General features: G+C 62.5%; 23 protein-coding genes and 2 pseudogenes. 7 read left to right on the top strand and 18 right to left on the bottom strand.

All coding sequences use genetic code 11. The features are described from left to right. Positions 1–57: 57 nt before the first annotated feature. From QFZ33_RS11845 to QFZ33_RS11825, 5 genes are all read right to left on the bottom strand, one after another. Positions 58–1,032 (bottom strand): quinone oxidoreductase family protein, encoded by a 975-nt coding sequence (locus QFZ33_RS11845; RefSeq protein WP_307027685.1) that lies wholly within the window; start codon positions 1,030–1,032, stop codon positions 58–60. Beyond that, positions 1,029–3,155 carry a 3-hydroxyacyl-CoA dehydrogenase NAD-binding domain-containing protein gene (locus QFZ33_RS11840; RefSeq protein ID WP_307027683.1) on the bottom strand — a complete coding sequence of 709 codons (2,127 nt, stop codon included), beginning with the start codon at positions 3,153–3,155 and terminating at the stop codon, positions 1,029–1,031. Before QFZ33_RS11840 ends, QFZ33_RS11845 begins: the two co-directional genes overlap by 4 nt. Next, on the bottom strand, positions 3,152–4,354 hold the full coding sequence (locus tag QFZ33_RS11835; protein WP_307027681.1) for an acetyl-CoA C-acetyltransferase: 1,203 nt from the start codon (positions 4,352–4,354) through the stop codon (positions 3,152–3,154). Before QFZ33_RS11835 ends, QFZ33_RS11840 begins: the two co-directional genes overlap by 4 nt. Positions 4,355–4,433: 79 nt before the next feature. Further along, positions 4,434–5,690: an acyl-CoA dehydrogenase family protein gene (locus QFZ33_RS11830; RefSeq protein WP_307027679.1), complete on the bottom strand. Its 1,257-nt coding sequence runs from the start codon at positions 5,688–5,690 to the stop codon at positions 4,434–4,436. A gap of 128 nt (positions 5,691–5,818) precedes the next feature. Further along, entirely contained in the window at positions 5,819–6,523 is a 705-nt protein-coding gene (locus QFZ33_RS11825) for a TetR/AcrR family transcriptional regulator (RefSeq protein ID WP_307027677.1), read from the bottom strand. A 1,037-nt stretch (positions 6,524–7,560) separates the two neighbouring features. Between QFZ33_RS11825 and QFZ33_RS11820 the strand changes: the two genes are divergently transcribed. The 5 genes from QFZ33_RS11820 to QFZ33_RS11800 all read left to right on the top strand — a co-directional run bounded on the left by QFZ33_RS11820 (position 7,561) and on the right by QFZ33_RS11800 (position 14,365). Beyond that, complete coding sequence (locus QFZ33_RS11820) at positions 7,561–9,057, top strand: class I adenylate-forming enzyme family protein (protein WP_307027675.1); 1,497 nt, start codon at positions 7,561–7,563, stop codon at positions 9,055–9,057. Positions 9,058–9,176: 119 nt separating this feature from the next. Beyond that, positions 9,177–11,126, top strand: coding sequence for a DUF3556 domain-containing protein (locus QFZ33_RS11815; RefSeq protein ID WP_307027673.1), 1,950 nt, complete (start codon positions 9,177–9,179; stop codon positions 11,124–11,126). After that, a complete protein-coding gene (locus QFZ33_RS11810; protein ID WP_307027671.1) occupies positions 11,123–12,571 on the top strand; it encodes a phytoene desaturase family protein in 1,449 nt (482 codons plus the stop codon). Before QFZ33_RS11815 ends, QFZ33_RS11810 begins: the two co-directional genes overlap by 4 nt. Further along, positions 12,568–13,845 carry a PucR family transcriptional regulator gene (locus QFZ33_RS11805; protein WP_307027669.1) on the top strand — a complete coding sequence of 426 codons (1,278 nt, stop codon included), beginning with the start codon at positions 12,568–12,570 and terminating at the stop codon, positions 13,843–13,845. The genes QFZ33_RS11810 and QFZ33_RS11805 overlap by 4 nt, the downstream gene beginning before the upstream one ends. Further along, positions 13,757–14,365 carry a glycoside hydrolase family 3 N-terminal domain-containing protein gene (locus QFZ33_RS11800; protein ID WP_307027667.1) on the top strand — a complete coding sequence of 203 codons (609 nt, stop codon included), beginning with the start codon at positions 13,757–13,759 and terminating at the stop codon, positions 14,363–14,365. The genes QFZ33_RS11805 and QFZ33_RS11800 overlap by 89 nt, the downstream gene beginning before the upstream one ends. 184 nt (positions 14,366–14,549) lie before the next feature. Here QFZ33_RS11800 and QFZ33_RS11795 read toward each other — a convergent pair whose 3' ends face one another. The 13 genes and pseudogenes from QFZ33_RS11795 to QFZ33_RS11735 form a co-directional block, all read right to left on the bottom strand. Further along, entirely contained in the window at positions 14,550–15,026 is a 477-nt protein-coding gene (locus tag QFZ33_RS11795) for a hypothetical protein (protein WP_307027665.1), read from the bottom strand. Continuing rightward, positions 15,023–15,331, bottom strand: coding sequence for a hypothetical protein (locus tag QFZ33_RS11790; protein WP_307027663.1), 309 nt, complete (start codon positions 15,329–15,331; stop codon positions 15,023–15,025). Before QFZ33_RS11790 ends, QFZ33_RS11795 begins: the two co-directional genes overlap by 4 nt. A gap of 309 nt (positions 15,332–15,640) precedes the next feature. Then, positions 15,641–16,357, bottom strand: coding sequence for a flavin reductase family protein (locus QFZ33_RS11785; RefSeq protein WP_307027661.1), 717 nt, complete (start codon positions 16,355–16,357; stop codon positions 15,641–15,643). Positions 16,358–16,511: 154 nt separating this feature from the next. After that, on the bottom strand, positions 16,512–17,105 hold the full coding sequence (locus QFZ33_RS11780; RefSeq protein WP_307027659.1) for a CGNR zinc finger domain-containing protein: 594 nt from the start codon (positions 17,103–17,105) through the stop codon (positions 16,512–16,514). Positions 17,106–17,149: 44 nt separating this feature from the next. After that, positions 17,150–18,070 (bottom strand): alpha/beta hydrolase, encoded by a 921-nt coding sequence (locus QFZ33_RS11775; protein ID WP_307027657.1) that lies wholly within the window; start codon positions 18,068–18,070, stop codon positions 17,150–17,152. After that, positions 18,063–18,500, bottom strand: a complete 438-nt coding sequence (locus tag QFZ33_RS11770; protein WP_307027655.1) for a nuclear transport factor 2 family protein — start codon at positions 18,498–18,500, stop codon at positions 18,063–18,065. Before QFZ33_RS11770 ends, QFZ33_RS11775 begins: the two co-directional genes overlap by 8 nt. Positions 18,501–18,543: 43 nt before the next feature. After that, positions 18,544–19,302, bottom strand: a complete 759-nt coding sequence (locus QFZ33_RS11765) for an alpha/beta fold hydrolase (RefSeq protein ID WP_307027653.1) — start codon at positions 19,300–19,302, stop codon at positions 18,544–18,546. Between the two features lie 80 nt (positions 19,303–19,382). Next, the gene (locus QFZ33_RS11760; protein ID WP_307027651.1) at positions 19,383–20,231 is read right to left on the bottom strand and encodes an MBL fold metallo-hydrolase; all 849 of its coding nucleotides are present in this window, start codon (positions 20,229–20,231) and stop codon (positions 19,383–19,385) included. 114 nt (positions 20,232–20,345) lie between these two features. Continuing rightward, positions 20,346–21,272, bottom strand: coding sequence for an alpha/beta hydrolase (locus QFZ33_RS11755; RefSeq protein WP_307027649.1), 927 nt, complete (start codon positions 21,270–21,272; stop codon positions 20,346–20,348). Between the two features lie 33 nt (positions 21,273–21,305). Beyond that, positions 21,306–22,595, bottom strand: a complete 1,290-nt coding sequence (locus tag QFZ33_RS11750; protein ID WP_307027647.1) for an NADH:flavin oxidoreductase/NADH oxidase — start codon at positions 22,593–22,595, stop codon at positions 21,306–21,308. 216 nt (positions 22,596–22,811) lie between these two features. Continuing rightward, a complete protein-coding gene (locus tag QFZ33_RS11745; protein WP_307027645.1) occupies positions 22,812–23,117 on the bottom strand; it encodes an acyl-CoA dehydrogenase family protein in 306 nt (101 codons plus the stop codon). A gap of 247 nt (positions 23,118–23,364) precedes the next feature. Then, positions 23,365–23,553: pseudogene (locus QFZ33_RS11740) on the bottom strand (IS982 family transposase); the annotation flags it as partial. 72 nt (positions 23,554–23,625) lie between these two features. Beyond that, entirely contained in the window at positions 23,626–24,051 is a 426-nt protein-coding gene (locus tag QFZ33_RS11735) for an SRPBCC family protein (protein WP_307027643.1), read from the bottom strand. 366 nt (positions 24,052–24,417) lie between these two features. Here QFZ33_RS11735 and QFZ33_RS11730 point away from each other — a divergent pair. Next, a pseudogene (locus tag QFZ33_RS11730) lies at positions 24,418–25,099 on the top strand (GntR family transcriptional regulator). Beyond that, positions 25,068–26,588 carry an MmgE/PrpD family protein gene (locus tag QFZ33_RS11725; RefSeq protein WP_307027638.1) on the top strand — a complete coding sequence of 507 codons (1,521 nt, stop codon included), beginning with the start codon at positions 25,068–25,070 and terminating at the stop codon, positions 26,586–26,588. Before QFZ33_RS11730 ends, QFZ33_RS11725 begins: the two are co-directional and overlap by 32 nt.

Here is a 26,588-nt window from a genome sequence, read left to right as displayed (position 1 = left end):
ACCAGCAGGCCCGGAGTACACGTGCCATCTGTGCTTGCGTCCACGGCCTGGAGCGTCTTATCTGAGGCTCAGTACGAGCTTTCCGAGATGTTTTCTGGATTCGAGATGGCGGTGTGCCTCAACAATTTCCGCCAGGGGATAGACGGAGTCGATTAGCGGGCGGATCTGGTACTTGTCGATCATCTCGAGCATGTGTCCGAAATCATCCGGGCTTCCGAGTGTCGTACCGAGAACCGATACCTGGCCCCAATAGAGGTCCGGAATATCGATCGTCGCTGTGCTTCCTGCAGATGCGCCGAACACGGCAATCCGTCCCCCTGGCTTCAGACATGCAATGGAATCGCGCAGGTTGGCGCCGGCACCGTTGATGATGACGTCCACGCCGCCGCCGGTGGCTTCGAGTACCTGCTGGATCCAGTCGGGGTCTGTGTAGAGAAATCCCTGATCCACACCGATGGCACGGACAGAGTCGAGCTTGTCCTGACTCGATGACGTCGCCAGCACACGGGCTTCGGCGGCGGCAGCGAACATGATGGCGAACGTCGAGACGCCGCTGCCGGCGCCAATGACCAACACGGTCTCACCTGGCTGCAACCCAGCCCGCATAAAGAGTGCCCGGTACGCGGTAAGCCCCGCACAAGGAAGCGCCGCCGCCTCAGTCCACGAGAGGTGTTGGGGCATGGGGAATAGGTTTTCGACGGGAACTGCAACAAGTTGGGCGTAGGTTCCGTTTGTGCTGTCACCGAGGATGGAGAAATCCTTTCCGGGCGCTGCCGCATTCTTTCCCCAATTCAGCCCTGGGAAGATGACAGTCTTCTCTCCCGTATCCTGGCGGATTCCGGCGCCGTCGATGCCGAGAATGCTGGGGGTTGTGAACCCCCGGCCGGTTTGCCGGACGAGGACGTCGTGCCAGTTTAAGGCGCTGGCGTGAAGTTCGACGATTACCTCGCCGGGTCCGGGCTCCGGATCGGGCACTGTTTCGACGGAAAATTCTTCTGCACCGCCCCAACTACGTATGACTGCTGCTCTCACTGGTTCTCTCCATCTTCCTTTGGGTGAAACAAACGACCGTTCACTCTTTCGGAGGCGCCCGTCCGGTCCAAGTACGGCGTGATACCGCCCAGATGCAGCGGCCAGCCGGCGCCGGTGATCATGCACAGGTCAACGTCTTCGGGTGCGTCAACAACTCCTTCAGACAGAAGGAGCCGAATCTCCTCCGCCAACGCGAGTTGCACGCGTTCCAAGAGTTCTCCAGAGGTGATCGGTGACGTGCCGAACTCCAACACGTCCAGCGTGGACTGCGGCACGTAAGGGAGGCCGTCCTCGTCGGTGGCCCAGATCCCCTTGATCCCCCGGTCAATGAGCTTCTGCTGGTTCGCCGAGACCGGGAACCTGTCACCGAAGGCTGCATTCAGGGATTCGGTAACATGCTGGGCCACCGGAATGCCGATCATCGCCAGGAGGGTGAATGGCGTCATCGGCAGTCCCATGGGTTTCAGCGCATTGTCGGCGGTTTCGGCGGGGGTGCCCTCGTCGAAGGCACGGACGACTTCACCCATCAGCCGCAGGAGCAAGCGGTTGGCTACAAAGGCGGTGGCATCCTGCGTCAGCACAGCAGTCTTCTTCAGGCTCCGCCCAAGGGCTAACGCTGTGGCAAGGACTGTGTTGCTGGTGGTGGATGCGGCGACGATTTCCACCAAAGGCATGGAGGCTACGGGGTTGAAGAAATGAAAACCGATCACCCGTTCGGGGTGCTGCAGCTCCGCCGCCATGTCCGACACGGACAGGGAGGAGGTGTTGGTGGCGAGGATGCAGTCGTCCGAGACGATGGCTTCGACTTCGGCGAAGACCTGTTTCTTGACAGCGAGTTCCTCGAAGACAGCTTCGATGACAAAGTCAGCGTCTGCGAAGACGTCCTTGGTGACCGAGCCGGTGACCAGTGCCTTGGTGCGCGTGGCCTCGTCGGCAGAGATTTGTTTCCTGGAGACGAGCTTGTCCACTTCGGCGTGGACATAGGCGATTCCTTTGTCCACACGGGCCTGATCGATATCGCTCATGACCACCGGCATTTTCCGCTGCTGGGCGAAAAGGAGCGCCAACTGGCTGGCCATCAGGCCCGCCCCGACGACGCCGACCTTCCGTACGGGGCGTGCGAGATCCGGATCAGGTGCCCCGGAGGGATGCTTGGACCGGCGCTGGAGCAGATCCAGGAGTGCGTACACCGAATTCTTGAATTGCGGCGTCAGGATCAGTTCGGTGAGCGCATGGATCTCCAGTTCGGCGGATTCGGCCTGGCTCAGGGTTCGGCCGCGTTCCAGCAGTTCCAGCACACGCAAGGGGGCCGGGGTGCCCGTGTTACGCGCCGCTAGGAAGGCATGGCCCGCACCCAGGGCAGTGTCCCAATCGACGTCGGCGGCGTGGTCTTTTTCGGTCCGCCGGGCTGCCACTGCAGTGAGGATCTGACGGTCGTTGGCGATGATCGAGCCCGCCCAGGCCAGGGACTCGGCCAGGAAATCGGTTGAGCCACATACAGTGTCGGCGATCCCCAGGTCATGGGCGGCCGTGCCGCTAAGGGTTCTGTTGTTGCTGAGCGCGTTCTCAATCATGACCTTGACCGCGTTGCGGGGGCCGATCAGCCGCGGCAGCCGGTACACCCCGCCCCATCCGGGGACGAGGCCCAGATACGCCTCGGGCAAAGCGATTCCGTTCGCGGCGGACGAGACGGTGCGGTGGTCGGCGGCGAGGGCTATTTCCAGGCCTCCACCAATGGCTGCACCGTTGATAAACGCGAAGGTTGGCACCGTCATCTCGGCGAGGACACCGAAGACCTCGTGGCCAAGAGCGGCGATCTCCCGTGCTGCGCCCGCATCGGTGAGGTCCCGCATGGCGGTCAGGTCGGCGCCGGCAACAAAAATCCTGCCCTGCCCGGTGATGCCGACGCCGACAAATTCACCAGCCGCCGCACGATCGGCAACGCGCTGCAGGAGTGTGCCGAGTTCGTTCAGTGACTCAGGGCTGAAGGTGGCCGGTTTGCGGTCGCGTCCAGTCAGCGTGATCAGGGCGAAGGTGCCCACCCCGGGGAGTTGGATTTCTTCCAAGGACGAATATGTAGTGCTGACGCTGCCCGCCGGAGCGCCTGTAGTTGCGGCCCTCATTGGGCTGCCTTGAGGATCAATGCGTCGCCTTGTCCGCCGCCGCCGCAGAGGGCAACGACGCCTGTTCCGTCTCCCGCGCGGTGAAGGGCGAGTGCTTGGTGGAGTACGAGCCGGGCGCCGGAGGCGCCGACCGGATGTCCGAGGGCGATGGCTCCGCCGTCGGCGTTGATGCGGTCCGTGTCTATTCCCAGGTCGTTGGCCGATTGGATAACCACTGAGGCGAAGGCCTCGTTGATTTCAATGAAGTCCAGATCGTCGACGGTCAAGCCTTCACGTTTGAGGGCGGCTTCGATGGCCCGGGAGGGCTGGGAATGAAGGTAACCGTCGGGCCCGGCCGTCTGGCCATGCGCGCCGATCTCGGCGATCCACGTCAGTCCGGCAGCTTCGGCCACGGCCTTGCTGGCGATGACGAGGGCGGCGGCTCCGTCGGAGAGTGGTGAGGAGGAACCTGCGGTGATGGTCGCGTTCTCCGCCGTAGAGAAGGCGGGCCTGAGCCCCGCCAGGGTTTCGGGCGTCGTGTCGGGACGGACGCCCTCGTCCGCGCTGACCGTCAGGGCGGGGCCTTTGCGCTGGGGGATGGTGAGGGGCGCGATTTCCGTCTCGAAGATCCCGGCGGCGCGGGCGGCTTCCGCACGCTGGTGTGAGCGGGAGGCGACCTGGTCCTGCTCCTCACGGCTGATGCCGCGGGTGGCGTTGCCGGCGTCGGTGGCGGCACCCATCAGGTCGCCGCTGAACGGATCCTGCAGCCCGTCGTGGTTGAGCGAGTCGACCATGGGAGAGTCCCCGATGGCGACGCCGGCGCGCAGCCCTTTGACCAGGTGCGGGGCATTGGTCATGGATTCCTGGCCGGCTGCGACCACAAAGTCAGCCTCGCCCGCCCGAATCATGCGGGCGGCATCAATGACAGCAGTCAGCCCGGAGAGGCACAATTTGTTGACGGTGACAGTTGGCACGTCCCAGCCGATCCCGGCGCCGAGGCTGGACTGCCGGGCAGGGCCCTGTCCTGCCCCCGCCTGGATGACCTGCCCAACGACCACGGCCTCGATCTGTTCGGCGGCCACCGCTGCACGTTCCAGGGCCGCGCGGATGGCGTGGGAGCCGAGGTCGCTGGCGGACAAGGGGGATAGGGCGCCACGGAAGCGGCCGAATGGGGTGCGTGCCCCGCCGAGAATGACTGGTGTCCTGCTGTCTGAGTTCATGGTGGGCCTTTCGGGGAAACTTCGGAAAATGAGATGGCAAAGGGAAATGATGCGGATCCCGATGCGCAGGGGCGCGGTATTAGTTGAACGCGGAGGTGCCGGTGATGGAGCGCCCGATGATGAGGGCCTGGACGGTTTCGGTGCCCTCGTAGGTGTGGATTGCCTCGATGTCGGCCATGTGCCGGGCGACGCGGTTGGCGAGCAGGATGCCGTTGCCGCCGAGCAGATCGCGGGCGTTGGCGGCGACCGAACGTGCCGTTCGGGTGCAGGTGTATTTTGCCAGCGAGGCCTGCACCGGGGTCAGGTTCCCGGCTTCTTCCAGGCGGGTCATCTGGACCACCATCAGCTGCATGGTGGCCAGTTCGGAGAGCATTCTGGCCAAGCGTTCCTGAACGATCTGTGAGGCGGCCAGGGGGCGGCCGAACTGGGTGCGTTGCGCCGCGTACTGCACGGCAGTCTCGTAGCAAGCCGTAGCGTGACCGACGGCGGACCAGGCCACACCGAGCCGGGTAGCCAGCAACACCCGGGTGGTGTCTTTGAAGGAGTTGGCGCCCGGCAGAACATTTTCGGCCGGGACAAAGACGTTCTCCAGCCGGAGATGTGCCTGCCAGATGGCCCGGAGGGACGACTTTCCTTCGATGGTTGTCGCACAGTAGCCCGGGGAGTCCTGGGGCACGAGATAGCCATGCACTTGGCCGTCCTCTGCACGGGCCCAGACCACTGTGGTGCCCCCGATGGAGCCGTTACCGATCCATTTCTTTTCGCCGTTAAGCAGGAAACCGCCAGCCGTTGCCCTGGCGGTGGTTTCCAGTGCCACTGAGTCGGACCCATGCGTAGGTTCAGTCAACGCGAAGGCGCCGTACTCCTCGCCGCGGGCCAGGGCCGGAAGCAGCCGCCGCTTCTGTTCCTCGGAGCCGCACATCGCCACCGAACGCAGCGCCAGGCCGCCCTGCACGGCGACGACGGTGCCCATGGAGCCATCGCCGCGGCTGATCTCCATGTTCACCAGGCCCGCGGCCATCGTAGACATTGGGGCAAAGCCCTCCACCTGCACGCCGTCGCGCAAGAGATCAAGCTCGCCCAGCCGCTTGAGCAGGTGCAGCGGGTATTCACCTCGTTCCCAATACCCGGCAATCACCTGCAGCACGTCATCCTGGACAAACCCCCGTGCCCGGTTCTGGTATGCCCGGTCCACCGTGCTGAGGCTGTCGAACACGCCAGCTGGATCTGGGTCCAGGGCCTCCGTCAGGAGGTAGGAGGGTTCAATGGTGCCGGCGGGAAAGCCTTCGGGTACGTCGGTGGTGCCGGGCACGGAAGCGGGGACCAAGATTGTCATCGGGCAGTCCTTAGAGATTTCCAAAGGTCTTCCACAGAGGCGGGAAGTCGTGGCGGGCCCACGTGGAATCAAGAATGCCTGACACTGGGTCTCACGTCAAGAGACTAAGTTCCATCCCCATTTATGTGTCACCTCAAGGCCTCCCGGACGGCGTCGAGGATCTGGTCGGTGCCTGTCCCCGGATCCAGGACGGTGACGATGACAGCAGGGCGTACCTGTTCCAGGACTGCCGAAGGGAGCAGGGAGGGCCGGAAAATGCTCACCAAGGACCGCAGCTCGCGGCCGAGCCTGGAAGTAAATTCGTGGTCCAGGCGGTCATTGAAACCTGCTTCGGCCTCCTGCAGCCACTGGCGCAGCGCCCTGTTGTGGACAGCCACCACGGCCGCGGCGAAGGCCACGGCGCCATACTCCTGGCCCGCTTCGGGAAGGGCAGACTGCAGGTGCCGACGGAACGACCGCTCGTAGCGGTGCGTGGTCACCAGCTCGCGGTCCCGCAGGGTCTGCTCTTGGTGCAGCAGGCGGTTCCGGAGCAGGGATGTCTCGCGGTTGCGGACATACTGATCGAAGACGATCAGCGCAGCGTCTACCACCGCAGTGAGCGGATCCCCCGTCGCGGAGGCAAGGTCGGCCTCGACTCGGGCCAGGAGGCGCTCGTGGTCGGCGAAGACCATGTCCTCCTTAGAGCCGAATTTACGGAAGAACGTGCTTCGGCTGACGCCGGCCGCATCCGCCAGTTCTTCCACCGGGGTCGAATTGTAGCCCTGCCGGATCAGCAGTTCGAGGGCGGCAGCAAGTGCCGGGCCGGGATTTTGGGCTGCTGGGTTCTTGAGCATGGGCGTGAATCTAGCACGGGAACGTGTTCAACTCTCACCAGTGGTCTAGAGCAGAAATAAATGGGGCACGCCCAACACTTTCGAGAGCATCTCGACATGAATCGTCACGGGGAAAGGCTTAGATCATTGTGAGGACGGCAGATTCCGGCAGCGCGGTTTATTTCGATTAATCTGGGCGGCCTCGCCGGCCCGCGGGCTGCGCTATCCTGCTGTACATTTCGGTGATGGTCGTGACCGGGCGTTCGGTCTGGATCGGGGCCGGCGCGTCCTCCACTTGCAGTATGCATGCACACCTCCCAGCGTCAGTGACGGACGGAGTTCCAACCGGCGGGTACCCGGTGGCAGAGCGGGAGCAGGCCACAACTCATTCCAGATAAGTATGGGGTTAAATCGGAGCAGCACTCTGATCAGATGCACGCGGTGCAGCGGAGGCCCAAGCCTGCCGGGAGCATGAAGCGGGGTAAGGGACTGGCCCTGGATAGTTCGCGCGGTCCAGCCGGCAGAACAACTCGGGCAGTCGACCTGCGAAGTAAGTCTGCGGCCTCCAGCATCGTGTACGAGAGCTCCTGCGTTTTTCGACGAAGCCCTATCCCATCAGTCCTGCTGCAGCAATGGCGCTGTCATGCGGCCAGACTGAACCGTTGCGAAAGCTCGCCGGGTTGTATGCGTTCATCTCGCTGGAGAGCGTACGGAGCCCCCCGGTGTACATCTGACATGAGGTGTTCAGCAACTTCGGTTGCCTTCTCCTGATCGACAACGCCGGTCCCAGGGGCTCTGTCGGCGGCCGGAACCAGTTCCTGAACTGCTTCGCTCTACACTTCTCGCTGGCAGTAGGGCTGGTTCTCGCCGAAAGCCCCGTTCGTTCCCTCGTCCGCATGCAAAGTGCACACTGGCGTGAATGAGTTGGGCCAACAACGGCCCGAATATTGGCGGCGGAGTACTGATAGCGTGAGCGCAGTCACATGGCAAACGGTCATCGCAGACCTACCTCTCAAAGGGTCATCGCAGACCTACCTCCGAAATCCGAAAGGACAGCAATGACGCTGAATCACCTGCTCTGGGAGTCTCCCTCCGCCGGCACCGGCCTCGATTGCATCGGCGACGAGAGCCGCATGCTGAGTTACGTCGAGGTCGAGGCGCTCGTCCGTGCGGCAGCCGAGGATCTGGCTGAGCGGGGCATCGGTGAGGGCGACGTCGTGGGCGTGATGCTCGGCAACAGCATCGAGCTCGTCGTCGGAGTCTTCGGCGCTTGGCTCCTCGGCGCAGTCGCAACGCCGATCAACCCCACATTCACTGAACGCGAGCTGCAGTACCAGCTTGACGATTCGAACGCAAAGCTGCTGCTCACCGATGAGGCGGTGCTGTCGCGGCTCCAGAACCTTCGTGTTCCCGCGCTCAACGCTGCCGAGCTGCGAACCGTGGCAACGGGCAGCCCCCGCGCTCGTGTGACCCCGGCGACCGCGCTCGCGCTGCTCATCTACACGAGCGGATCGACCGGTCAGCCCAAGGGTGTCATGCTCGACCACGCCAACCTCAACGCGATGGCACATGCGTTCGCCGAGCACGTCGCGATGAGCGCACGCGACTGTGCGCTGCTCGTGCTCCCGCTATTTCATGTGAATGCCATTTGCCTGAGCTTGCTCGCGCCGATCTCGGTCGGCGGCTCCACAGTGCTCATGAAGCGGTTCTCGCCGTTGCCCTTCCTTGAAGCCATCGAGCGGCACCGACCGAGTTACTTCTGTGCTGTGCCGGCGATCTTGGCGAGGCTTGTCGAACTGCCCGCGGAAGTGTCGCCAGGTTTTAGCTCCGTGCGCTTCGTACTCTGCGGCGCCGCGCCCGTATCCGAGGAACTGTTGCGGCTGAGCGCACAACGATTTGGGCTTCGAATCATTGAGGGCTACGGCTTGACGGAGGCAAGCTGCGCTTCGGCCTGCAACCCGCTGGATGGCCCGCACAAGCTCGGCACGGTAGGCCCGGCGCTTGCGGGCCAGCAGATCCGGCTCACGGACGAATCGGGTAATCCGGTGCCGACCGGTGAACGCGGTGAAATCCGGATAAGCGGGCCGACGGTCATGCGGGGATACCACGGGCGCCCGGAGGCGACCGCCGAGACGATCGTCGACGGCTGGTTGCGAACCGGTGACGTGGGGGTGCTCGACGAGGACGGCTACCTGCGCATCGTTGATCGCATCAAAGACATGATCATTCGCGGCGGCGAGAACATCTACCCCAAAGAGATCGAGAGCCACCTCGCGACGCACCCCGCGGTGTTGGAATCTGCTGTCGTTGGAGCCGCGCACCCGACGCTCGGGGAGGTGCCTGTCGCCTACGTCGTCGCCCACCCGGGGGCGCACCCGACAGTCGAGGAACTGCTCGCACACTGCTCGGTTGGGCTGATGAAGATCAAAGTTCCCGCCCGCCTGGATGTCCTCGAGTCTTTGCCGAGAAACCCCGTCGGCAAGATCGATAAACCCGAGCTGAGGCGGCGAACAGCGCCGTTCTCATCTCCCGCCCGAGGGATGGTCGGCGTCTAGCCTCGCCGCCCCAGCCTCTATTTTCCCTGGCCTGACGCCGGATAACACCGGGATTCTCGGTGCCGAAAACCCGTACCCGCGCTGAGTCATGCCCAAAATTTGCCACCAAAGGAGTTGTCATGGGTTATAAAGTTCCACGGTTTCCGAATGCGGATCCCGAAGAATTGATTCGCCGTCCGCTACAGAAACGTCTGAAGTTCCTGTCGAAGGAGTGGGGTGAGTGGGGGTTCGGCGCAGCACGCAAAATCTCCGTGATGTACCTGGCCAAGCTATTCGGGGCGTGGCTGATCGGCGGCGCGCTCCTCATCACCCTCACCTCGCGCCTGAACCCACTCGATGTGGGGTCATGGGGGACGAATCCGATCGTCTACCAAAAGCTCGTCGTCATGACGATGCTGCTCGAGGCCATCGGAATCGCGGGTTCCTGGGGTCCGCTCGCAGGGAAGTTTGGCCCGCTAACAGGCGGGATCCTGTTTTGGTCACGCCCCGGCACGATCAAACTGAGCCCCTACAAGTGGGTGCCCTTCACCGGTGGCAGCCGTCGCACCGTGGTCGATGTGTTTCTCTACTACGGCTTCCTGTTCTCCTTGAGCGCGGCGCTTTTCCTGCCGGGACAATCTGCGGCGGAGCTGCCCGCCCTTGCGCGATTCCAGCAGTTCCTCGCCGACCCGGCTAACGGTGTGCCGAGCTGGCTTTCACAAAATGCCGAGAGCTTCCTGCTGATTCAGACGACGCCGCTCATCTTTGCGGTGATCTTCCTCGTGCTCGTCGGACTGCGGGACAAGATCATCTTCCTTGCCGCGCGGTCGGAGCAGTACCTCTTGCCAGTGGTGTTCTTCATCGTATTCCCGAACCTGTTCGAGGTCACCGACATGATCATCGCGCTGAAGATCTTCCTGGTCACGGTTTGGGTGGGCGCAGGCTTCTCGAAAATGAACCGACACTTCAGCCTGGTGATCCCCCCGATGCTCGCCAACACGCCGTTCTGGCCGCCGCGGTGGCTCAAGAAGAGGACGTTCAAGGATTTCGACAACGATGATCTACGCCCAGGGCACCTGGCTCACTTCTTCTCGCACGTGCTCGGCACGATCGTCGAACTTAGCGCACCCCTCACGATGCTCTTCGTCGTTGGCACCGCGTTTGGAGGCCAGACAACGGTAACCCTCGCAACGCTGCTCATGGTCGGTTTCTGCTTCTTCATCATCTCGACGTTCCCGGTCGCTGTGCCGCTAGAGTGGAACTTACTGTTCGCGATTTGCGCGGTGATCTTCTTCATCGGCTACCCGAACTCTGCCGGGTTTAGTGCGTTCGATATGTCGGAGCCGTGGATGCCTTTCGCGGTCATCGCTATTCCGCTGTTCCTCGTGATCTTCGGAAGCATTCGCCCCGACAAGGTATCGTTCCTCGCCTCGCTCAGGCAGTACGGCGGCAACTGGGCCACAGCACTCTGGGCCATCCACCCGGATGCCGAAAAGAAGCTTCACCGGGTGTACCGCCCCACAAAGGACCAGATTGATCAAATTCAGGCGATGGGGCTGCCCTATCCACTGGCAGAGGCCTTCCTCGAGATGTCCCTCGGCTGGCGCTCACTTCACAGCCAAGCTCGTGGACTGTTTTCGCTGCTGTTGAAGGACGTGCCTGATATCGACCACCGACGCATCCGCGAGGCAGAATTCGCCTGTAATGCGATGATCGGCTTCAACTTCGGCGAGGGACATTTCCACAACGAAGAACTCATCGCCGCGATCCAGGAAGAGGCGCAGTTCGAGCCCGGGGAATTCATCGTGGCCTGGGTGGAGTCTGAAGCGCTCTGGCACGGCTACCAGGAATACAAACTAATCGATGCCGCACTCGGCGTCGTTGAGCGGGGAAAATGGCAGGTGAAAGATGCTGTCGAAGAGCAGCCCTGGCTGCCGAACGGGCCCATTCCCCTCACCGTCACCTGGCGCTCGCCAGACTTCGACAAGCTGCAGTTCACCGCGACCGATATTGTTGGGCCAGATGCGGCTCCCCAGCCACTCGAAGAGTTGGTCGAAGCCGAAGCGCGCGCGGAGGAAATGGCTCGATGACGAGTGCAATCGTCGTCGGAAGCGGGCCCAACGGGCTCGCAGCCGCAACCGTGCTGGTTCGCGCCGGCGTCGAAGTCACCGTTGTTGAGGCCGCGGATCAGTTGGGCGGGGGCGCCCGCTCAACCGAGTCACCCCTCGCCGGGCTGGTGCAGGATCACTGCGCAGCGGTGCACCCGATGGCTCCCGGATCCCCATTCTTTCAGACGCTCGATCTGGAAGCGATGGGGGTCCGTTGGGCCTACGCCCCCATCGATGCCGCGCACCCGCTCGACTCCGGCCAACCGGGGCTTCTTCACAGGTCGATTACGGACACGGCCGCGGGGTTGGGACGAGACGGAGGGAAATGGGAGACAGCGTTTGGATCGCTGTCGCGATCCTTCGACCGACTCTCTCCGATCATCATGTCGCCGCTTCTCCGGATCCCGAAGCACCCACTATTGCTCGCGCGGATGGGAGCCGTCGCCGGCCCACCACCCGCGCTCATTGCACGGTGGTTCAGGGACGAGCGGGCGCGCTCGCTCTTCATGGGTGTGGCAGCGCATGCCCTCCAGCCGCTCACTCTGCCCCTGGTCACGGGCATCGGTGCCGGGATCATCATCGCCGGTCACGCGATGGGCTGGCCCGTGGTCGAGGGCGGCACTGGCCGCTTCACTGAAGCGCACATCAGCATGCTTCGGGCGCAGGGGGTTCGGTTCGAGACCGGGCAGCGCATCAATCGGCTGTACGAGCTCCCGCCCACGGACATCACTATTCTCGATGTGCACCCGCATGACGCTGCAAAGATACTGGCCGAGCAACAGCCGCAGAGTGTCCGGCGCGCGTACCGGAAGTTCCGGTCCGGGCCCGCTACGTTCAAGATTGACTTCGCGGTGGACGGGGGCGTGCCGTGGCGAGACCCGGAAGTAGGCCTTGCAGGCACCGTGCACCTCGGTGGCAACTCTGCGGAGATCATCGCCACCGAGCGACTGGTCGCCTCCGGGCACATGCCTGAGCGGCCTTTTGTACTTGTCGGGCAGCAGGCCGTCGCTGACCCTGCTCGAGCGAACGGCTCGATCGTTCCGATCTACGCCTATGCCCATGTGCCGAATGGCTACGCGGGGGACGCGACTGGGCACATCATCGCCCAGATCGATCGCTTTGCTCCCGGGTTCCGGGACCGGGTCGTCGGGCTGAGCGTGCGCACTCCGGCCCAGACCTCGGCCGAGAATCCGAACTTCGTTGGCGGCGATATTCTCACCGGCGCCAAATCACCACTGCAGTTTCTCCTCGGCCCCAAGCTGAGCGCCCATCCCTACGATACCGGCGTACCCGGCGTCTACCTGTGCTCCGCAGCAACGCCGCCCGGGCCCGGCATCCACGGCATGGGCGGATACAACTCGGCGCAGCGCGCGCTCCGGTACTTGACTCACCATGCCGCAGGAAGAAGGGAGGTCTCCATACCTTGACCACACCAGGATTCACGGACGGTGATCAGCAGATGCGCGAGCTCGTGGCGCAAGCGGGGCGCAAACTGCAAGAAATGGGTCCACGAATCGTCGACGACATGACAGAGCTGCTCTCAACTCGTGTATCCGGCTTGGATCAAGACCCCCAACTCATCGAAATGCTGCATGCGAGCATCGACGGAAACGTCTGGACCCTGGGCCATATTCTCACGAATGACATCGGTACTGATTCGATCCAGCCCAGCACGGGAGCGGTGGAGTATGCCATGCGGCTCGCCCAGCGCGATGTGCCGCTCGGCTCGCTCACCCGTGCCTACTACCTTGGGCAGTCCATGCTCGTGCGCCGAGTCATCGACGCCGTTGACCAACTGCAGCTCAAAGACAAAGACGTCCAGATGAACCTCGTGCGGGTCGTCACCGACGTGACCCACAACTACATCGATTGGATTCTGCAATACGTCACCGAAGTGCACGTCGCAGAGCAGCAGCGGTGGTGGACAACGCGCGCGGTGACGAATGCCGCCGCGGTGATGAAGGTGCTGCGCGACGAGGCGATCTCGGCGGCGGGATTCGAAGCAAAGACGAAGTACTCGCTCGAACAGAATCACGTTGCGTTCATCGCGTGGTTTGAGTTCGGCACCCCCGACACAGAGGACCAGCAACGGATCGATCAGCTGCTGCGGCGAATGGCGTCGATCGTGCACTCGTCGAAACCGCCCCTGATCACCGCCTCAGACCGGTCGACCGCGTGGGCGTGGGCGGCGATGCCGTCCACGGAAGTTAGCACAGAGGTGATGCGGCGTATCTCAGCGTTCGCTGCTTCGGATGCACAGAATATTCGCGTCGCGATGGGCGCGCCCGGCAGCGGGGTCGCGGGCTTCCGACGGAGTCACGAACAAGCGGCGAAGGCCAGACTCGTGGCCCTCGGCGCGCAGCGCTACCGCGAGGAGCGGCTGGTGGCGTTTGGTGACCCAGACGTGGGGTTCCTATCGCTCATCATGCACGATACGAAGAGCGCGCTCATCTGGACCAGGGAGGTACTGGGCGACGTCGCACTGCCAGGGGAACCAAACGCGGCACTCCGTGAAACCCTTGCAACCTTCTACGCGAGCGGCGAGAACGTCTCGAAGACAGCCGAGCTGCTTGGCCTCCACCGGAACACAGTGCGGCAGCGAGTGGGGCGGTTTGAGGCGGGGCGGGGCACGAAACGCATCAACGGCCTGGAGATCTCCCTGGCGCTCAAACTATTCGAACTGCTGGGGGACGGCAGCTGACCAACCCCTCTTGCAGAAGCTGCAGATCCCCCTGCTTATGGCCGATGACTGCATCCACGGTCACTCGTTCTGGCCCGGAGCCACTATTTTTCCACGCAGCTGGGCATGGCAAGCACCTGGGACCCGGCTTGGTGGAAAAGGGCCCCGGGCTACCGCCGTCGAAGTCGTTCCACGGGACTTCACTGGACCTTCTCGCCCCGTGCTTTGCATCAGCTGTGACCTGCGGTGGGGGCGCGTGAACGAAACGTTCGGAATGGATCCCCACCTGATCGGGGCACTCGAAAAGGCCATGATCCGCGGATACCAAGGGCAAGGACTGACCGACCCCACCGCCATCCTCGCGACCACCAAGCACTTCGTCGGCTACTCCGAAACCCAGGGCGGCCGCGACGCCAGCGAAGCAGATATCAGCCCCGCCGGAGACTGCGTTCGTGGGCCTTCCCCCTTCCAGGAAGCAGTCGAAGCCGGGTGCCGCACCTTCATGCTCGGCTACCAGGCCATCGACGGATGGCCCAACTGACCACGTCAACGCCCACTTGGAGTACACCCCAACCTGACGAACGCGACCTGTACTCCTGGTTTTCTTTTGGGATGGCTCTAGAACTCAACCCGACAGGTCTGGGGCTTGCGATTCGGGGCCGGCAGCGGATTGGGACTGTGCGCGTGAGAACGCTGGACCAGAACGAGAAACGCCTGCTCGAAAGTCAGACTCTTGACCGGGTCCTTACGGCCCCCCATGCCGTAGCTCCGTCCACGCCGACGAGCAGCGGCGGACCGGTGCTGTGGACTCGCTCAGCCAGCGCGCGGGTTGCCTTGGTGAACCGGCTGAGCTGGTCCTGGTTCGTGCCGTGCTGGTCGACCCACACTACGACCGCGATGTGGCGGCCCCGCAACCGGTAGCCCAGCGTGGCTTCGGCAGCGTCAAGGTCGTTCCCCGGTGAGGCGAGCAACTCCCGCACCTTGGCGTTGCGGCTGTTGGCCTGGCCGGCCGGCCATGACTCACGTTCCTCTTCGTAGACCGCAACCACACCTTGGGAAATCCAGTCGATGTATTCGGACACCTCAGTCACCATGCGGTCGTACGCCCCGGCCCGGACTTCAGCTGCTGTCTCGGTTCGGCATGAGACGTCGAATGCGTCTCGCAGGACGTACTGCTGCCCGAGCCGATAGGCCCGGATCAACGCGTTGACGGAACCCCCCTCTGAGCAAGCCGGCGCGCATACTCGTAGGCCGCGGAAGGGGGCTCGAGTTGTTCACCGCGTATGCCGTGCTGCAGGGCGTGCACGATGTTATCAACATTGCCTGCGGCAGTGGCCTCCAGCAGGCCGATGAGGTCGGTATCACCACCGAGCTCGGTGATCCGCTCGACCAAACTGCTTTGCATCTGGGCGACGATGTCGGAGAGCCGTGAATTTAGCACGGCTCCGACCTCGATCACGTGTGCAGTTACAGGGTCAGGAGTGGTGCTCACGACCAGTTCGCTCACGAAGCCTCCGCATCATTGTCGGGGAGCATGCGCTTTGGGGCAGGAGCGGAACGCGCACCTGCACGGAGCCGCGCGTGCTCGCTTCCGGAAATTTGTTGGAAGAGAACGCGTACAGCTACCCGCGCTGTCGGTGGCGTCTGGTTTCCCCTCGCCTCCACACAACGGGTTGGCTGCTGGTCCCGCTGAAATCGGCGTGGTCCGGGTGTCACCAAAAACACCACTCGCTGTCCGCCGGCATGTTGCGTCGGACCGTCGCGTCCTGGCGAGGTCCGTCAGCATCCGTGGTTACGAGGGATGTCGCCAGTGCCCCTACTCAGAAGGCTTGGTGGATCCTGACGGGGACCAGAGCGGGGTGTCAATCGGGGAAAAGTTGGTGTCCAGTCCGTCAATGCGCCGCATTCTGGTGCCGTTGACGGCTGCCAGGGTCTCTTCGGGCAGGGGTGTGGTGAACGCGTTTTCGACGTAGGTGTATTCGGCTGCGAGACGGCCTACCGGCGCGAGTGCGGCGGTGTCGATGCGTCCGCGTTCGAGGTAGAGGTCGTCGCGTACGTGGAAGCGTGCTATTTCTCCCCACACCACGTTTTCGGACTCGCTGACGGGGATGATCCTGTTGACTTTGCATTCATAAGCGATAGGCGCCGTCGCTACCCGCGGCACGGAGATCACCTCGCATTCGGCTTTTTCAAGTCCAAGGAGATCGAATTCGTCCTCTTCTGGCCCGAATTCGTAAGCGGAACGGTGCACGGCATCGGAGTTGGGAACGGTGGCCATGTTGACCACAAACTCGCCGGTATCGCGGATATTTATGAAGGTGTCTTTGAGGGACACGCCGTCAGCCCGGGGCTGCAGGGAAATGGAGATCATAGGTGGGCGGCGGCCGACGGCCGTGAAAAAAGAGATGGGGGCGATGTTCGCGATCCCTTGGGGAGAAATGGTGCTGACCCAGGCGATGGGTCGAGGCAGGATCGATCCGATCAGCAGTTTGTAGGCGGCTGCTTCGGAGAGGGACTCGGTGGAGATGATCATAATTAATGGCTTTCTTGATGGCGTTAGAGGTTTATCTGGTGTATCGACAGAGCAGGATGCAGGTACATAAGAACTGCCGTTAGCCAAATAGCGGCGGGCGAGCGAACTGGACCACTCTGTTGCAGGGAAGATTAGCGCTCTTCTGGTGGCGGCTTTAGACGGCTGCTGAGCGTGCTCGGTGGGCGCGGACGTTGGCCCGGTTGCCGCAGAGCTTGACGTCATGCCAGACGCCGCTGTTGTTGTTGGAGCGGTCGTAGAAGACGACATCACACGTCTCGCTCTTGCATGACTTCATGCGCCGCAGGACGCCCTCGATTTGCCCTTGGTGGCAGATGAGCAGCAGCGCCGTCTCGAAGTACTTCCAGCCCTCCACGCCGGGCCGGAGCTCGATACCTCCGGCGGAAACCGTCATTACGGGATGATAGGTGAGGGTGTTCCGGCCAAGTCCGGCCGGGGTTTCCGAGGGGGAGTGTCCGAAGAGGCCTTCGAACAGCTGGTCCCTGAAAGCCACCAAAGCTTTGCGGTCGTTCTCCGTCAACCGGGGCAGGGTCTTCGCCCAGCCCAGGTCGTCGATGGATATCCACTGCTCAATCACCTGGTCGGCCCATTCCTGCGCGGAGGCTAAGGTAGCGAGCAGGTCAGGAGGAGCTACCGTTCCCTCCGTGATGGTGTTGAGGAAATCCTGAACAAGACCGAGGTTTCCGGGCGCAACAGGCAGCCCGTATCGGGTTGTAGCGGGCCAAGCCATGTAACGTCCGGATCCTTTGGGCATGATGATCAGTTCTCCTTACTCTACTTGTCCTGCATTAGGTGCCTGGTGAACCACTGCAGGGCTGCACCGGAGGTCGCTTCGAATTCTCCGAGGTAGGCGTCGAAGTGTCCTCCGGGGAAGACCAGCAGCTCTTTGGGCGGGAGGGCGCGCTGGTAGGCCTCCAGTGCCAGGTCAGTGGGCGTTACCCGGTCGTTGTCCCCGACGATCATCAGAAGAGGCGTCGGTGAAACGCGTCCTACGTAGATCCCTGGTTCGTAAGCCCGCGCCGCCCTCGTTGAGCGTACGGTGACGTTGTTCTCCCAGAGCCCGTCCGGGATTGGTTGCAGGTAGAACGATACGGCTTCCGGATCCGTGTAGCTTGCAGGGACGGACCCGTCAGAGACCAAGGCAATACGGTGCGGTTCCTTGCCTGCGAGTTGTGCCCGGTCATCGGCCGCGAATGAGGCCTCCAATGCTGCCAATTTGTCCGGGTTCACCCGCCGGAGTCCTTGCTGATAGCCGCTGATGGTAGGAACCTGCGAGACGATCGCCTTTAGCCGGGGTTCGGTGGCGCCGAGGACGAGTGCGTGGCCTCCCGAGTAGCTTGAGCCCCAAAGGCCGATCCGTTCCGGATCTACTTCCGGCCGGGATTGGAGGTAAGTGATGGCCCTGCGCCAATCTTCGATTTGCTGCCAGGGGTTGATGTCCTGACGGGGTATTCCGTCGCTTTCTCCGAATCCCCGGTGATCGTGGAAGAGCACGACGAAACCGGCGTTGGCGAAGGCTTCGGCATAAGGAAGGGCGCCCTGTTCCTTGACCCCTCCGTACCCCATGGACAGTGTCAGTGCCGGATGCGGGCCATCACCTGTCGTGGGAATGTAGAGGTTGCCCCGGAGCTCAACGTTGCCGTCGGCACGGAAGCCAACCCGTTCGATCGTGTATTTGTCCTGAGCTTTAGTCATTTGCGCGGAAGTGTCCTGATTCGAGTTTGCCCTGAGTACGGCGGTTCATCTCACCCGAGAACTCCAGGAGGGCTGCGAGGGGGCGGTGGCTGATTGAAATGTGCTGGATCAGTCCTTCCTCGTTCCGGGTGAGAACCGTGACGCCGGAGAACTGGACTCCGGAAGCGCCTGCGGCCTCCCATTCCACGTAGGTCCGGGGGCCATTTGTGGCCTCGTGGGTAAACTGAAGCGCTTGGTAGTAGTTGCTGGCTGTGGACATCACGGTCTTTACGTCGGACCGGCCTTTGACGGGGACCAGGAGGGCCGCCGCCTCGAGCACAACGTCATCCGCGAACGCCTCTCCGAACGCTTCCGCGGACTTAGCTGCGAACGCGCCGGTCCAGCTTTCCTCAGTGACATCGTCTGTTTTGATGTTGTTTGTTGGGGTCATTGTTCTTGATTCCTTTTTTTAGAGTGCGGTGCGTGGTCGGTTCCTAGGCCTTCACCCGGTCCAACGAGCGGGCGAAGTCACTCACGATCCGCGAAACCTCTTCCGGTTTCTCGAGATGTGGGAAGTGTCCGGCGTCGGCGATGCCCACCAGCCGGGCGTTTGCGAAGCGCGGAAGCACGGCGGCGCCGATCACCTCTTCGGTGACGAAGGGATCACCCATACCGCGCACGATGAGCGTGGGTCCGGCATAGGCTGAGGAAGTGGTCCCGGCTGCGTCACCGTTGTTCCAGGCATCGAACACCTGAGCGACCACGGTGGGGTGGATTGCTGTTCCGGAGGCGAGCAAGGTTTCAAGAGCATCCGGGGTGAGGGACACGGAGACGCCGAGTCGTCCCTGCCGTTGGGCGTCGGCGTCGCCTCCCAGGGAGCGGAAGGAGTTGGCGGCGTCCCCTGTGAGGTGGACGCCCGCGAGGGGGACAGGCGTGAGCAGCACCAGTCCTGCTACCCTTCCCGGGCGGGCGGCGGCTGCGAGTTCGCTCAGTTGGGCTCCCATGCTTTGCCCCACGAGGACTACTGGTCCGTTGGAGCGGTCGATCTCGGCGATCACCGACTCCGCGAGTCGCCGGAGCGTGAAGGGTCCTTCGTCGTTCACGTGGGCGCCGGCGCCGGGCAGGTCAAGGGCAACCGCTTCGAAGTCTTCCCCGAGGAGGGACAGAACGTTCTCCCAGGCGGTCCGGTCATCGAGGAATCCGTGAACGAAGATGATCTTGGTCCGCGGCGCTTGGTTCTGGTCATTGGACATGCGTAGTGACTCCTTTGTCATCAGCTGTGCAGTTATTGGGTTGGGGGAAAAGCTGTCCAGGAAACGCTTGAAGCCTGGTTCTAAGGGGTGCGGCTCAAAAGTCCCACTGCGCCATACCAGACGGGCCCTGGATTCATCCGGAAGGGGTAGCGGCGCATGATGGCGTTGTAGAACTCCTCCGGACTGGACACCGTCGCGAGAAGGTGCTGCGCGTCCTTGAGGTAGGTACGCGTTTCTTCGATGTTGGCGGGATCATCCGATGCGCCGGGGGCCTTGTGGCCCGCGACGACGAACTTGGGCTTCAGCGCTGCAATGGTGTCAAGCGCCGCGAGCCATGAGGCAAATCCTTCCTCGGAAGATTCGAGCAACATTTGGTGGACGCCGTTGTAGACCGAATCCCCCGCTACAACGAGCTCCAGCGACGGAACCCACAGCGCCGTTGTGTCGTCGGTGTCGGTGTGCCCCAGCTCGATGGGAACGAGCCGGTTCCCCTCAATTTCGAAGCCATCGGCGGGAACCGCCTCGGCGATCAGGGGTGACGGCGGGATGAGCCCCGGAAAGACTGCATCCCACAGCTTCTCGCGACCGACAGTCGCTTCGTGCTCCATGCGGCCGAGGGTCCCCGGTGTCGCATACACTGTCACGCCGGGGAAGCTGGAAAGCAGCTCTCCAACGCCCAACCAGTGATCTCCGTGAGCGTGGGTGATGTAGACGTGCCGAAGTGTCTTACCCGAGTCTTCGATCCAGTTCCGTACGCGCTCGATCTGCCCGAAGGTATAGGGGGCGTCAACGAGTACGGCGTCTTTTTCTCCGGAAATCAGTGTGATCGATAGAGGTGAAGAGACTATCGCTTCGCCGCTGGGAAGTCGCTGGTCTCCGGCACGTGGAGTGCCGTCGAGCACCAAAACTTCATAGGACAGAGTTGTCATGCGTTGTAATTCCGTTCCATATCAGGGGACTAACTGATGGTGTAATAATCACATAGGCTATGCCTATTACACAAATCTTTGCGCGCGATTTCCTCCGCGTTGATATTTGCCTGTCTAGCTGCGGTGCCAATCGGCGATTTTGCGGATAGTCTCGTCTGCTACTGCGGAACGTCCGGCCGACATCGGAAAGATGTGCTGCTGCCCGTCGGCAACGGAAAGCGTGACGTCCACACCGGCTGACCTAGCTACGTCATTCAGCCTGGTGGCATTGTCAAGAAGCATTTCGTCTGATCCAGCGGTGATGTACAGCTTGGGGAAGCCCTCGAAATCGGCGTGCAGCGGATTCGCCAACGGGTTTTTCGGGTCCACCGTGTCGCCGAGGACTCCGGCAACCATGCCTTGCAGCAGTGGGAGCGAGAACAGGGCATCAGTGGCATCGTTGGTGACGATAGTTTCACCGTTGTTCTCCATATCCAGCCACGGAGAGAAAACGATGACGCGGCCGGGAAGCGGGAGTCCTTTGTCCCTAAGGACCAACGAGGTTGCGATTGCCAGGTTCCCGCCGGCTGAATCACCAATGGACGTGATGTCCTCAGACCGGACGCCCCGTTCCAGCAGGGCTTCGTAGACCGCGACGCTATCTTCGAGGCCCGCCGGGTGCGGGTTCTCCGGAGCCAGACGGTAGTCGGGGACAAAGGCAGTCACACCGAGTGCCTTGGCCACGTGGCCTGCCACTTTTCGGTAGCTGGCGGCGGAGCCGACCGCAAATCCGCCACCATGGGTATAGAGCAGGACCTGTGACGTGTCCGCATCCTTGGGCAGGGCCCAGATGCCCGCCACCGCTCCCACTGCCTCCTCCTTGTAGCTAACGTCTTCGGGTTCCTTGGTGGACTGGTGCAATTCGTCGAAAATGCTGCGCAGCAGTCGGGTTGTCATGCCGGGCGTGGTCGCCATGATCTCCGACCAGTCGGTATAGAGATCCTTGAGCACGTCGCTATCAGCCAAGGTTTCCGGCGATGCCAATTCAGTTGCGGAGGTCATCCAAATACTCCCAAATCCTGTTTTGGTGATGTTCTACCAGCGACCTTGCCAGTAATGTGCTGGGTGCGCTTTGGTGGCGCCAAGCTTTTGCGCTGCCCGGTTTGGCCACTGCGGATCGCCCAGGGCGGCCCGTGCAATGGAGACCCCATCAGCCTGACCGGTTACGAGTATTTGTTCGGCCTGGCTCGCTTCGGTGATCTTACCCACAGCGGTTACAAAGGCATCGTCAGGCAGCGAGTGCTTGACGGCCTGGGCCAGTGGAACCTGATAGCCGAAACCGTTCGGGCCATAGTAAGGGCCGAGACCCGCACTGGACAGGTCAAAGGCGCGCACGCCATAGGAGTAGAGCTCTTGCGCCAGTTTGATGGTGTCCGCTGTACGCCACCCATCCTCGACCCAGTCTTCACCGGAGAACCTGATGCCCAGCGCCTTGTCTTCCGGCCACACTGCTGCGACGGCGTGCACGATTTCGCGCAAGTAGCGGGTGCGGTTTTCCCAGCTGCCACCATACCGATCGGTGCGTTTGTTCGACAACGGGGAAAGGAACTGGTGGATCAGGTATCCATGGGCGGCGTGGATTTGAATCATGTCAAAGCCGGCCTCATCGGCTCGTTTGGCGGCCTCAGCCCAGGACTGAACGGAAACAGCAATTTGCTCTTCGGTCATTTCAACGGCGGGTTCCAAACCGTAGATGTCACTGGGTGTGGACGTGACAGTTGACCAACCGCCCATGTTTTCCGGAATGCTTCCGACTTTGCCCTCGGTTTCGAGGTCCTTTAGCCAGCCGTAAGTCGAAGCTTTCGCACCAGCGTGGGCCAACTGGATAGCGATAGCCGCACCGTGCGAGTGCACGTAGTCGGTGATGCGCTTCCAGCCGGCAGCCTGCTCGTCGTTCCAGATACCGGCGTCCCGATCGGAGATCCGACCTTCAGCCGTGACTGCAGCGGCTTCGGTAACGATTAGGGAAAACCCGCCATTGGCCATCGAGCCAAGGTGTACCAGGTGCCAGTCAGTCGGCACACCGTCAGTCTTGTCGATGGCGTACTGGCACATGGGGGCCAAGACGACACGGTTACGCAGTGTCAGGCCGGAGCCGGAGCGGGTCGGAATGGTCACAGGCGTGAACAGAGCAGTTGCGTCTGCGGGCATCTGTTGCCACTTCTTATCACCCTCGACGAGTGCTCTGTTCTCCTGGCCTCGACCCTGCAGCTTCGCATCCTCGGCAACCATCCGGTCAGCGGATATCCCGCTCCTGGTGGTGTCGTTATCCCATTCAGCTTCAACAGCTGCGATGTCGTTCTCAATCAAAGTCTGCTCAGTCATTTGTTTGGGCTCCCTTGCTCCAAAATGGCTTCATCCGCGCCCATAGAAGCGGCTGACGGTTTCTTGACTACTGCTACTGCTTTTCCAAAACTGTGAAGATTCACTAGTGACCTTCTCTGGATCAGGGCACTAACTCGATGTTGTAATAATCACACGGGTGATGACTATTACACAAGCCTCTGGGTTTGATTCCTTCGGCTCTTGATGCGCGTCCGTCTACGAACCCGTGCACCTGCCCGTCGTCCCCGCGGGCCCACACGACGGTGATTCCGCCGATGAGCCGTCGCCGATCCACTTCTTCCCGTTGAGCAGGAAACCGCCTTCCGTGTTTGTGGCCGAAGTTTCCAGACCCACGGAATCCGAACCGTGTGTGGGCTCCGTCAGGGCGAAGGCTCCGTACTGCTGCGCCGTTGCCAGCGCGGGAAGCCACCGGTTCTTCTGCTCGTCCGAACCCCAGTAGGCAATGGACCTCGGGCCAGACCCGCCCCTGCACAGCGAAGGCTGTTCCGATGTAGCTCTCACCGCGGCCGAGTTCCATCATGACCAACCCGGCGGCCAACTTGCTCATGGGAGCAAAGCCGTCCATATCGACGCCGTCCCGGAGCACATAAGCGGGCTCAACGGTTCCAACCGGGAAGATTCCGAGGCCGGCGGTAGACCTCTCTGTTGCGATAGGCCGAGGATTCAGCACGAGGTCAGCCCGGCCTTGACGATCTTGCCGACCTAGTTCTTGGGCAGGGACGCAATGATGACGAACCGGCAGGGAACCTTGTATCCACCTGGTCTCCGAGGAGAAGACGAGCAGGTGCTGTGCCACGGCCAGGCAGAGCAGCTCGGCGTCGCTCAGCACCTGTTTCCGGCCCGGCCGGCGAGCCCTGGACACACCAAGGTCCGGCAGCACATGGTCATCCAAATAGACGTAAAGTGTGGTCAGGAGAGTGTTTAGTTGCGTGTTCACAACCCCGGCTTAACACTCTCCGCCTTACTTTAAAAGCTCCCGCGCCCCGCAACGGCAATAGGACTTACTCATCTAGGTCTCGGCTTCTACGAGTTCCTTGATTCGCCGGTAGCCGCCCTCGATCAGGCTTGGCTCCATTGAGCTGTGAAAGTGGGGCATGTCCAGCTCGAGGGTCAGCTTGGTCCGATCACCGTCAACGGCCTCGAATGATACACGGCCATGGACTTCCAGGGGTCCGTCGGGCGTTTGGTCCACGATGACGGCCTTCATGGACTTTCCGGGGTCCAACTCCACCACCTCCATGATGCCCTCGATGGGAGTGCCAGCCCGTGTGTGCCTGCGTTCGATCCGAGTGCCGACCCGCACAGGTCCTTCGGTGAGCTGCGTCAGCTGGATGTTCGGATCCCAGCGAGGATGGTTCCGCACATGGTTCACCACATAGAACTCAAACACCACCGCAGGCGGCCTATCGATGACAACGGAAACCTCGATTTTCATAGCATGCCCCGTCAAGTACACAATCTGGGCTGAATAAGCGGATCATATATCGGGCCGCCCGGTGATTTCGATAGGTCTCGCCTCAACCCGGGAGCCACATGGGGCGGCCTTTATGGCGCCCTAAACTAACGCTCGGCGCCGTGATGGGCACCCCCGCGAAGGAAACCACCAGCCAGATGCAGGGCCTTCCGTCCGTGCGGCCTGGCAGGCTCTCCTCGCTAGGGCCACCATGGGGGCAGCGCGGCACCTTTCGCCGGCTTCCCTGCCACGAGGCCCCGCGCCCCCAGGGCGGATCAAATGTATACATGGAAACAAGTTTTTGTCCTTTTCTTGCCACTCAGGCGGCGCTGTGTATACACTCGCTGCATGCGTGCCAGTGAACGGGCTTACAGAACCCTCCGTGAAGAGATCGTGGAGTGGCGTCTTCTGCCGGGAACGGTTCTGGCCGAAGTGGAACAATCCGGACGGCTTGGCGTCTCCCGAACTCCGCTACGGGAGGCGCTTGGCAGGCTAAGCGCCGAAGGTCTCACCCAGACTGCCCGGGGTCGCGGCGTTGTCGTCACCGACATCTCGCTTGAGGACATCGACGAGCTGTTCGAACTGAGGGAAACGCTTGAAGGCAAGGCCGCCGGGCTGGCTGCTGTCCGGGGCGACTCCGCAGTTTTCCGGGAGCTGCAGGAAGAACTGCTGGCGGCGCCTGCGCTGATCAGCGGCGCCGATCCTGCCCGCCATGACTATTACGGACTTGTTGGCCGACTGGATGAGGCCATCGATGCCGCCATCTCCAACTCCTACTTGGCCCAGGCCATGCGGAGCTTGCGGGTGCATCTGGTGCGGGTTCGGCGGCTGGCCGCCGACGACCAGACTCGGCTGACAACCGCGGCCGCGGAGCACGCTGCCATTGCCGAGGCCATCGCCGCGGGGAACCCCAGGGTTGCCGCGGCAGCCACCACTCTTCATCTGCACCGCAGTCTTACTCATCTCAAGGCCACACACACGCCTCAATAAGGAGCACCATGGGCAAGAACAACCACGTCCGCGTCTATAGGAGCGAAGAGAACCTCCCCCGGGAGGAACAGTTGGCCCACAAGATCGCTCTGGTCGCCGCGGACCCCGTCGACGTGACGGCCGAAGTGACCGAGATGGTGATCAACCGGATCATCGACAACGCCTCGGTGGCCATTGCGTCGTTGAACCGGGCTCCGATTGTCGCTGCCCGGGCTCAGGCCCTCACTCACGGCCCGTCCAGCGGCGGCAAGGGGGCCAAGGTCTTCGGCATCGGCGAGCGGGTCTCCCCGGAGTGGGCGGCCTGGGCCAACGGCGTGGCAGTCCGGGAACTGGACTACCACGACACCTTCCTCGCCGCGGACTACTCCCATCCCGGCGACAACATCCCGCCGATCCTGGCCGTCGCACAGCACGTCGGCTCCACGGGTGCGGACCTGATCCGTGGCATCGCCACCGGTTATGAGATCCAGGTCAACCTGGTCAAGGCGATCTGCCTGCACAAGCACAAGATCGACCACGTCGCCCACCTCGGCCCCTCCGCGGCCGCCGGCATCGGCACCCTACTGGGACTCGACGTCGAAACCATCTTCCAGTCCGTCGGCCAGGCCCTGCACACCACCACGGCCACCCGCCAGTCGCGCAAGGGCGAGATCTCCACCTGGAAGGCCCACGCCCCCGCCTTCGCCGGCAAGATGGCGGTCGAAGCGGTGGACAGGTCCATGCGGGGGCAGACCTCCCCGGTGCCGATCTACGAGGGTGAGGACGGCGTGATCGCCTGGCTGCTGGACGGTCCGGACGCCTCCTATGAGGTTCCGCTGCCCATGCCCGGTGAGGCCAAGCGGGCCATTCTGGACACCTACACCAAGGAACACTCGGCCGAGTACCAGGCCCAGGCCTGGATCGACCTCGCCCGCAAGCTGAACAGGGAACACCCCGAGGCCACCGATCCGGCGAACGTGAAGTCCGTCCTGATCAAGACGAGCCACCACACCAACTACGTGATCGGCTCCGGCGCCAACGACCCGCAGAAGTACTCCCCCACCGCGTCCCGGGAAACCCTGGACCACTCCATCCCCTATATCTTCACGGTCGCACTGCAGGACGGGGCCTGGCACCACGTGGACTCCTACGCCCCCGAACGCGCCGCCCGCCCGGACACCGTGGAGCTGTGGCAGAAAGTGTCCACGGTGGAGGACCCGGGGTGGACCCGCCGGTACCACTCCCTGGACATCAACGAAAAGGCCTTCGGCGGTTCCGTGGAAATCACCCTCACCGACGGCACCGTCATCCGGGACCAAATCGCCGTGGCCGACGCCCACCCGCTCGGCGCCCGCCCGTTCACACGGGAACAGTATGTGAACAAGTTCCGCACCCTCGCCGCCGGCCTCGTGGAGGAGGACGAAATCGAAAGGTTCCTCGCCGCCGTCGAACGCCTTCCCGAACTCGGCGCCGGCGAACTCGACCAGCTCAACATCACCGCGGCGCCCGGCGTCATCGACCTTAACGCTGCCCCGAAGGGACTGTTCTAA

Origin of the sequence: Arthrobacter globiformis (genome assembly GCF_030815865.1) — a bacterium.
Classification (GTDB): domain Bacteria; phylum Actinomycetota; class Actinomycetes; order Actinomycetales; family Micrococcaceae; genus Arthrobacter; species Arthrobacter globiformis_B.
Note: the sequence above shows the minus strand (reverse complement) of the source record. Positions and strands in the feature narration are given on the sequence as shown.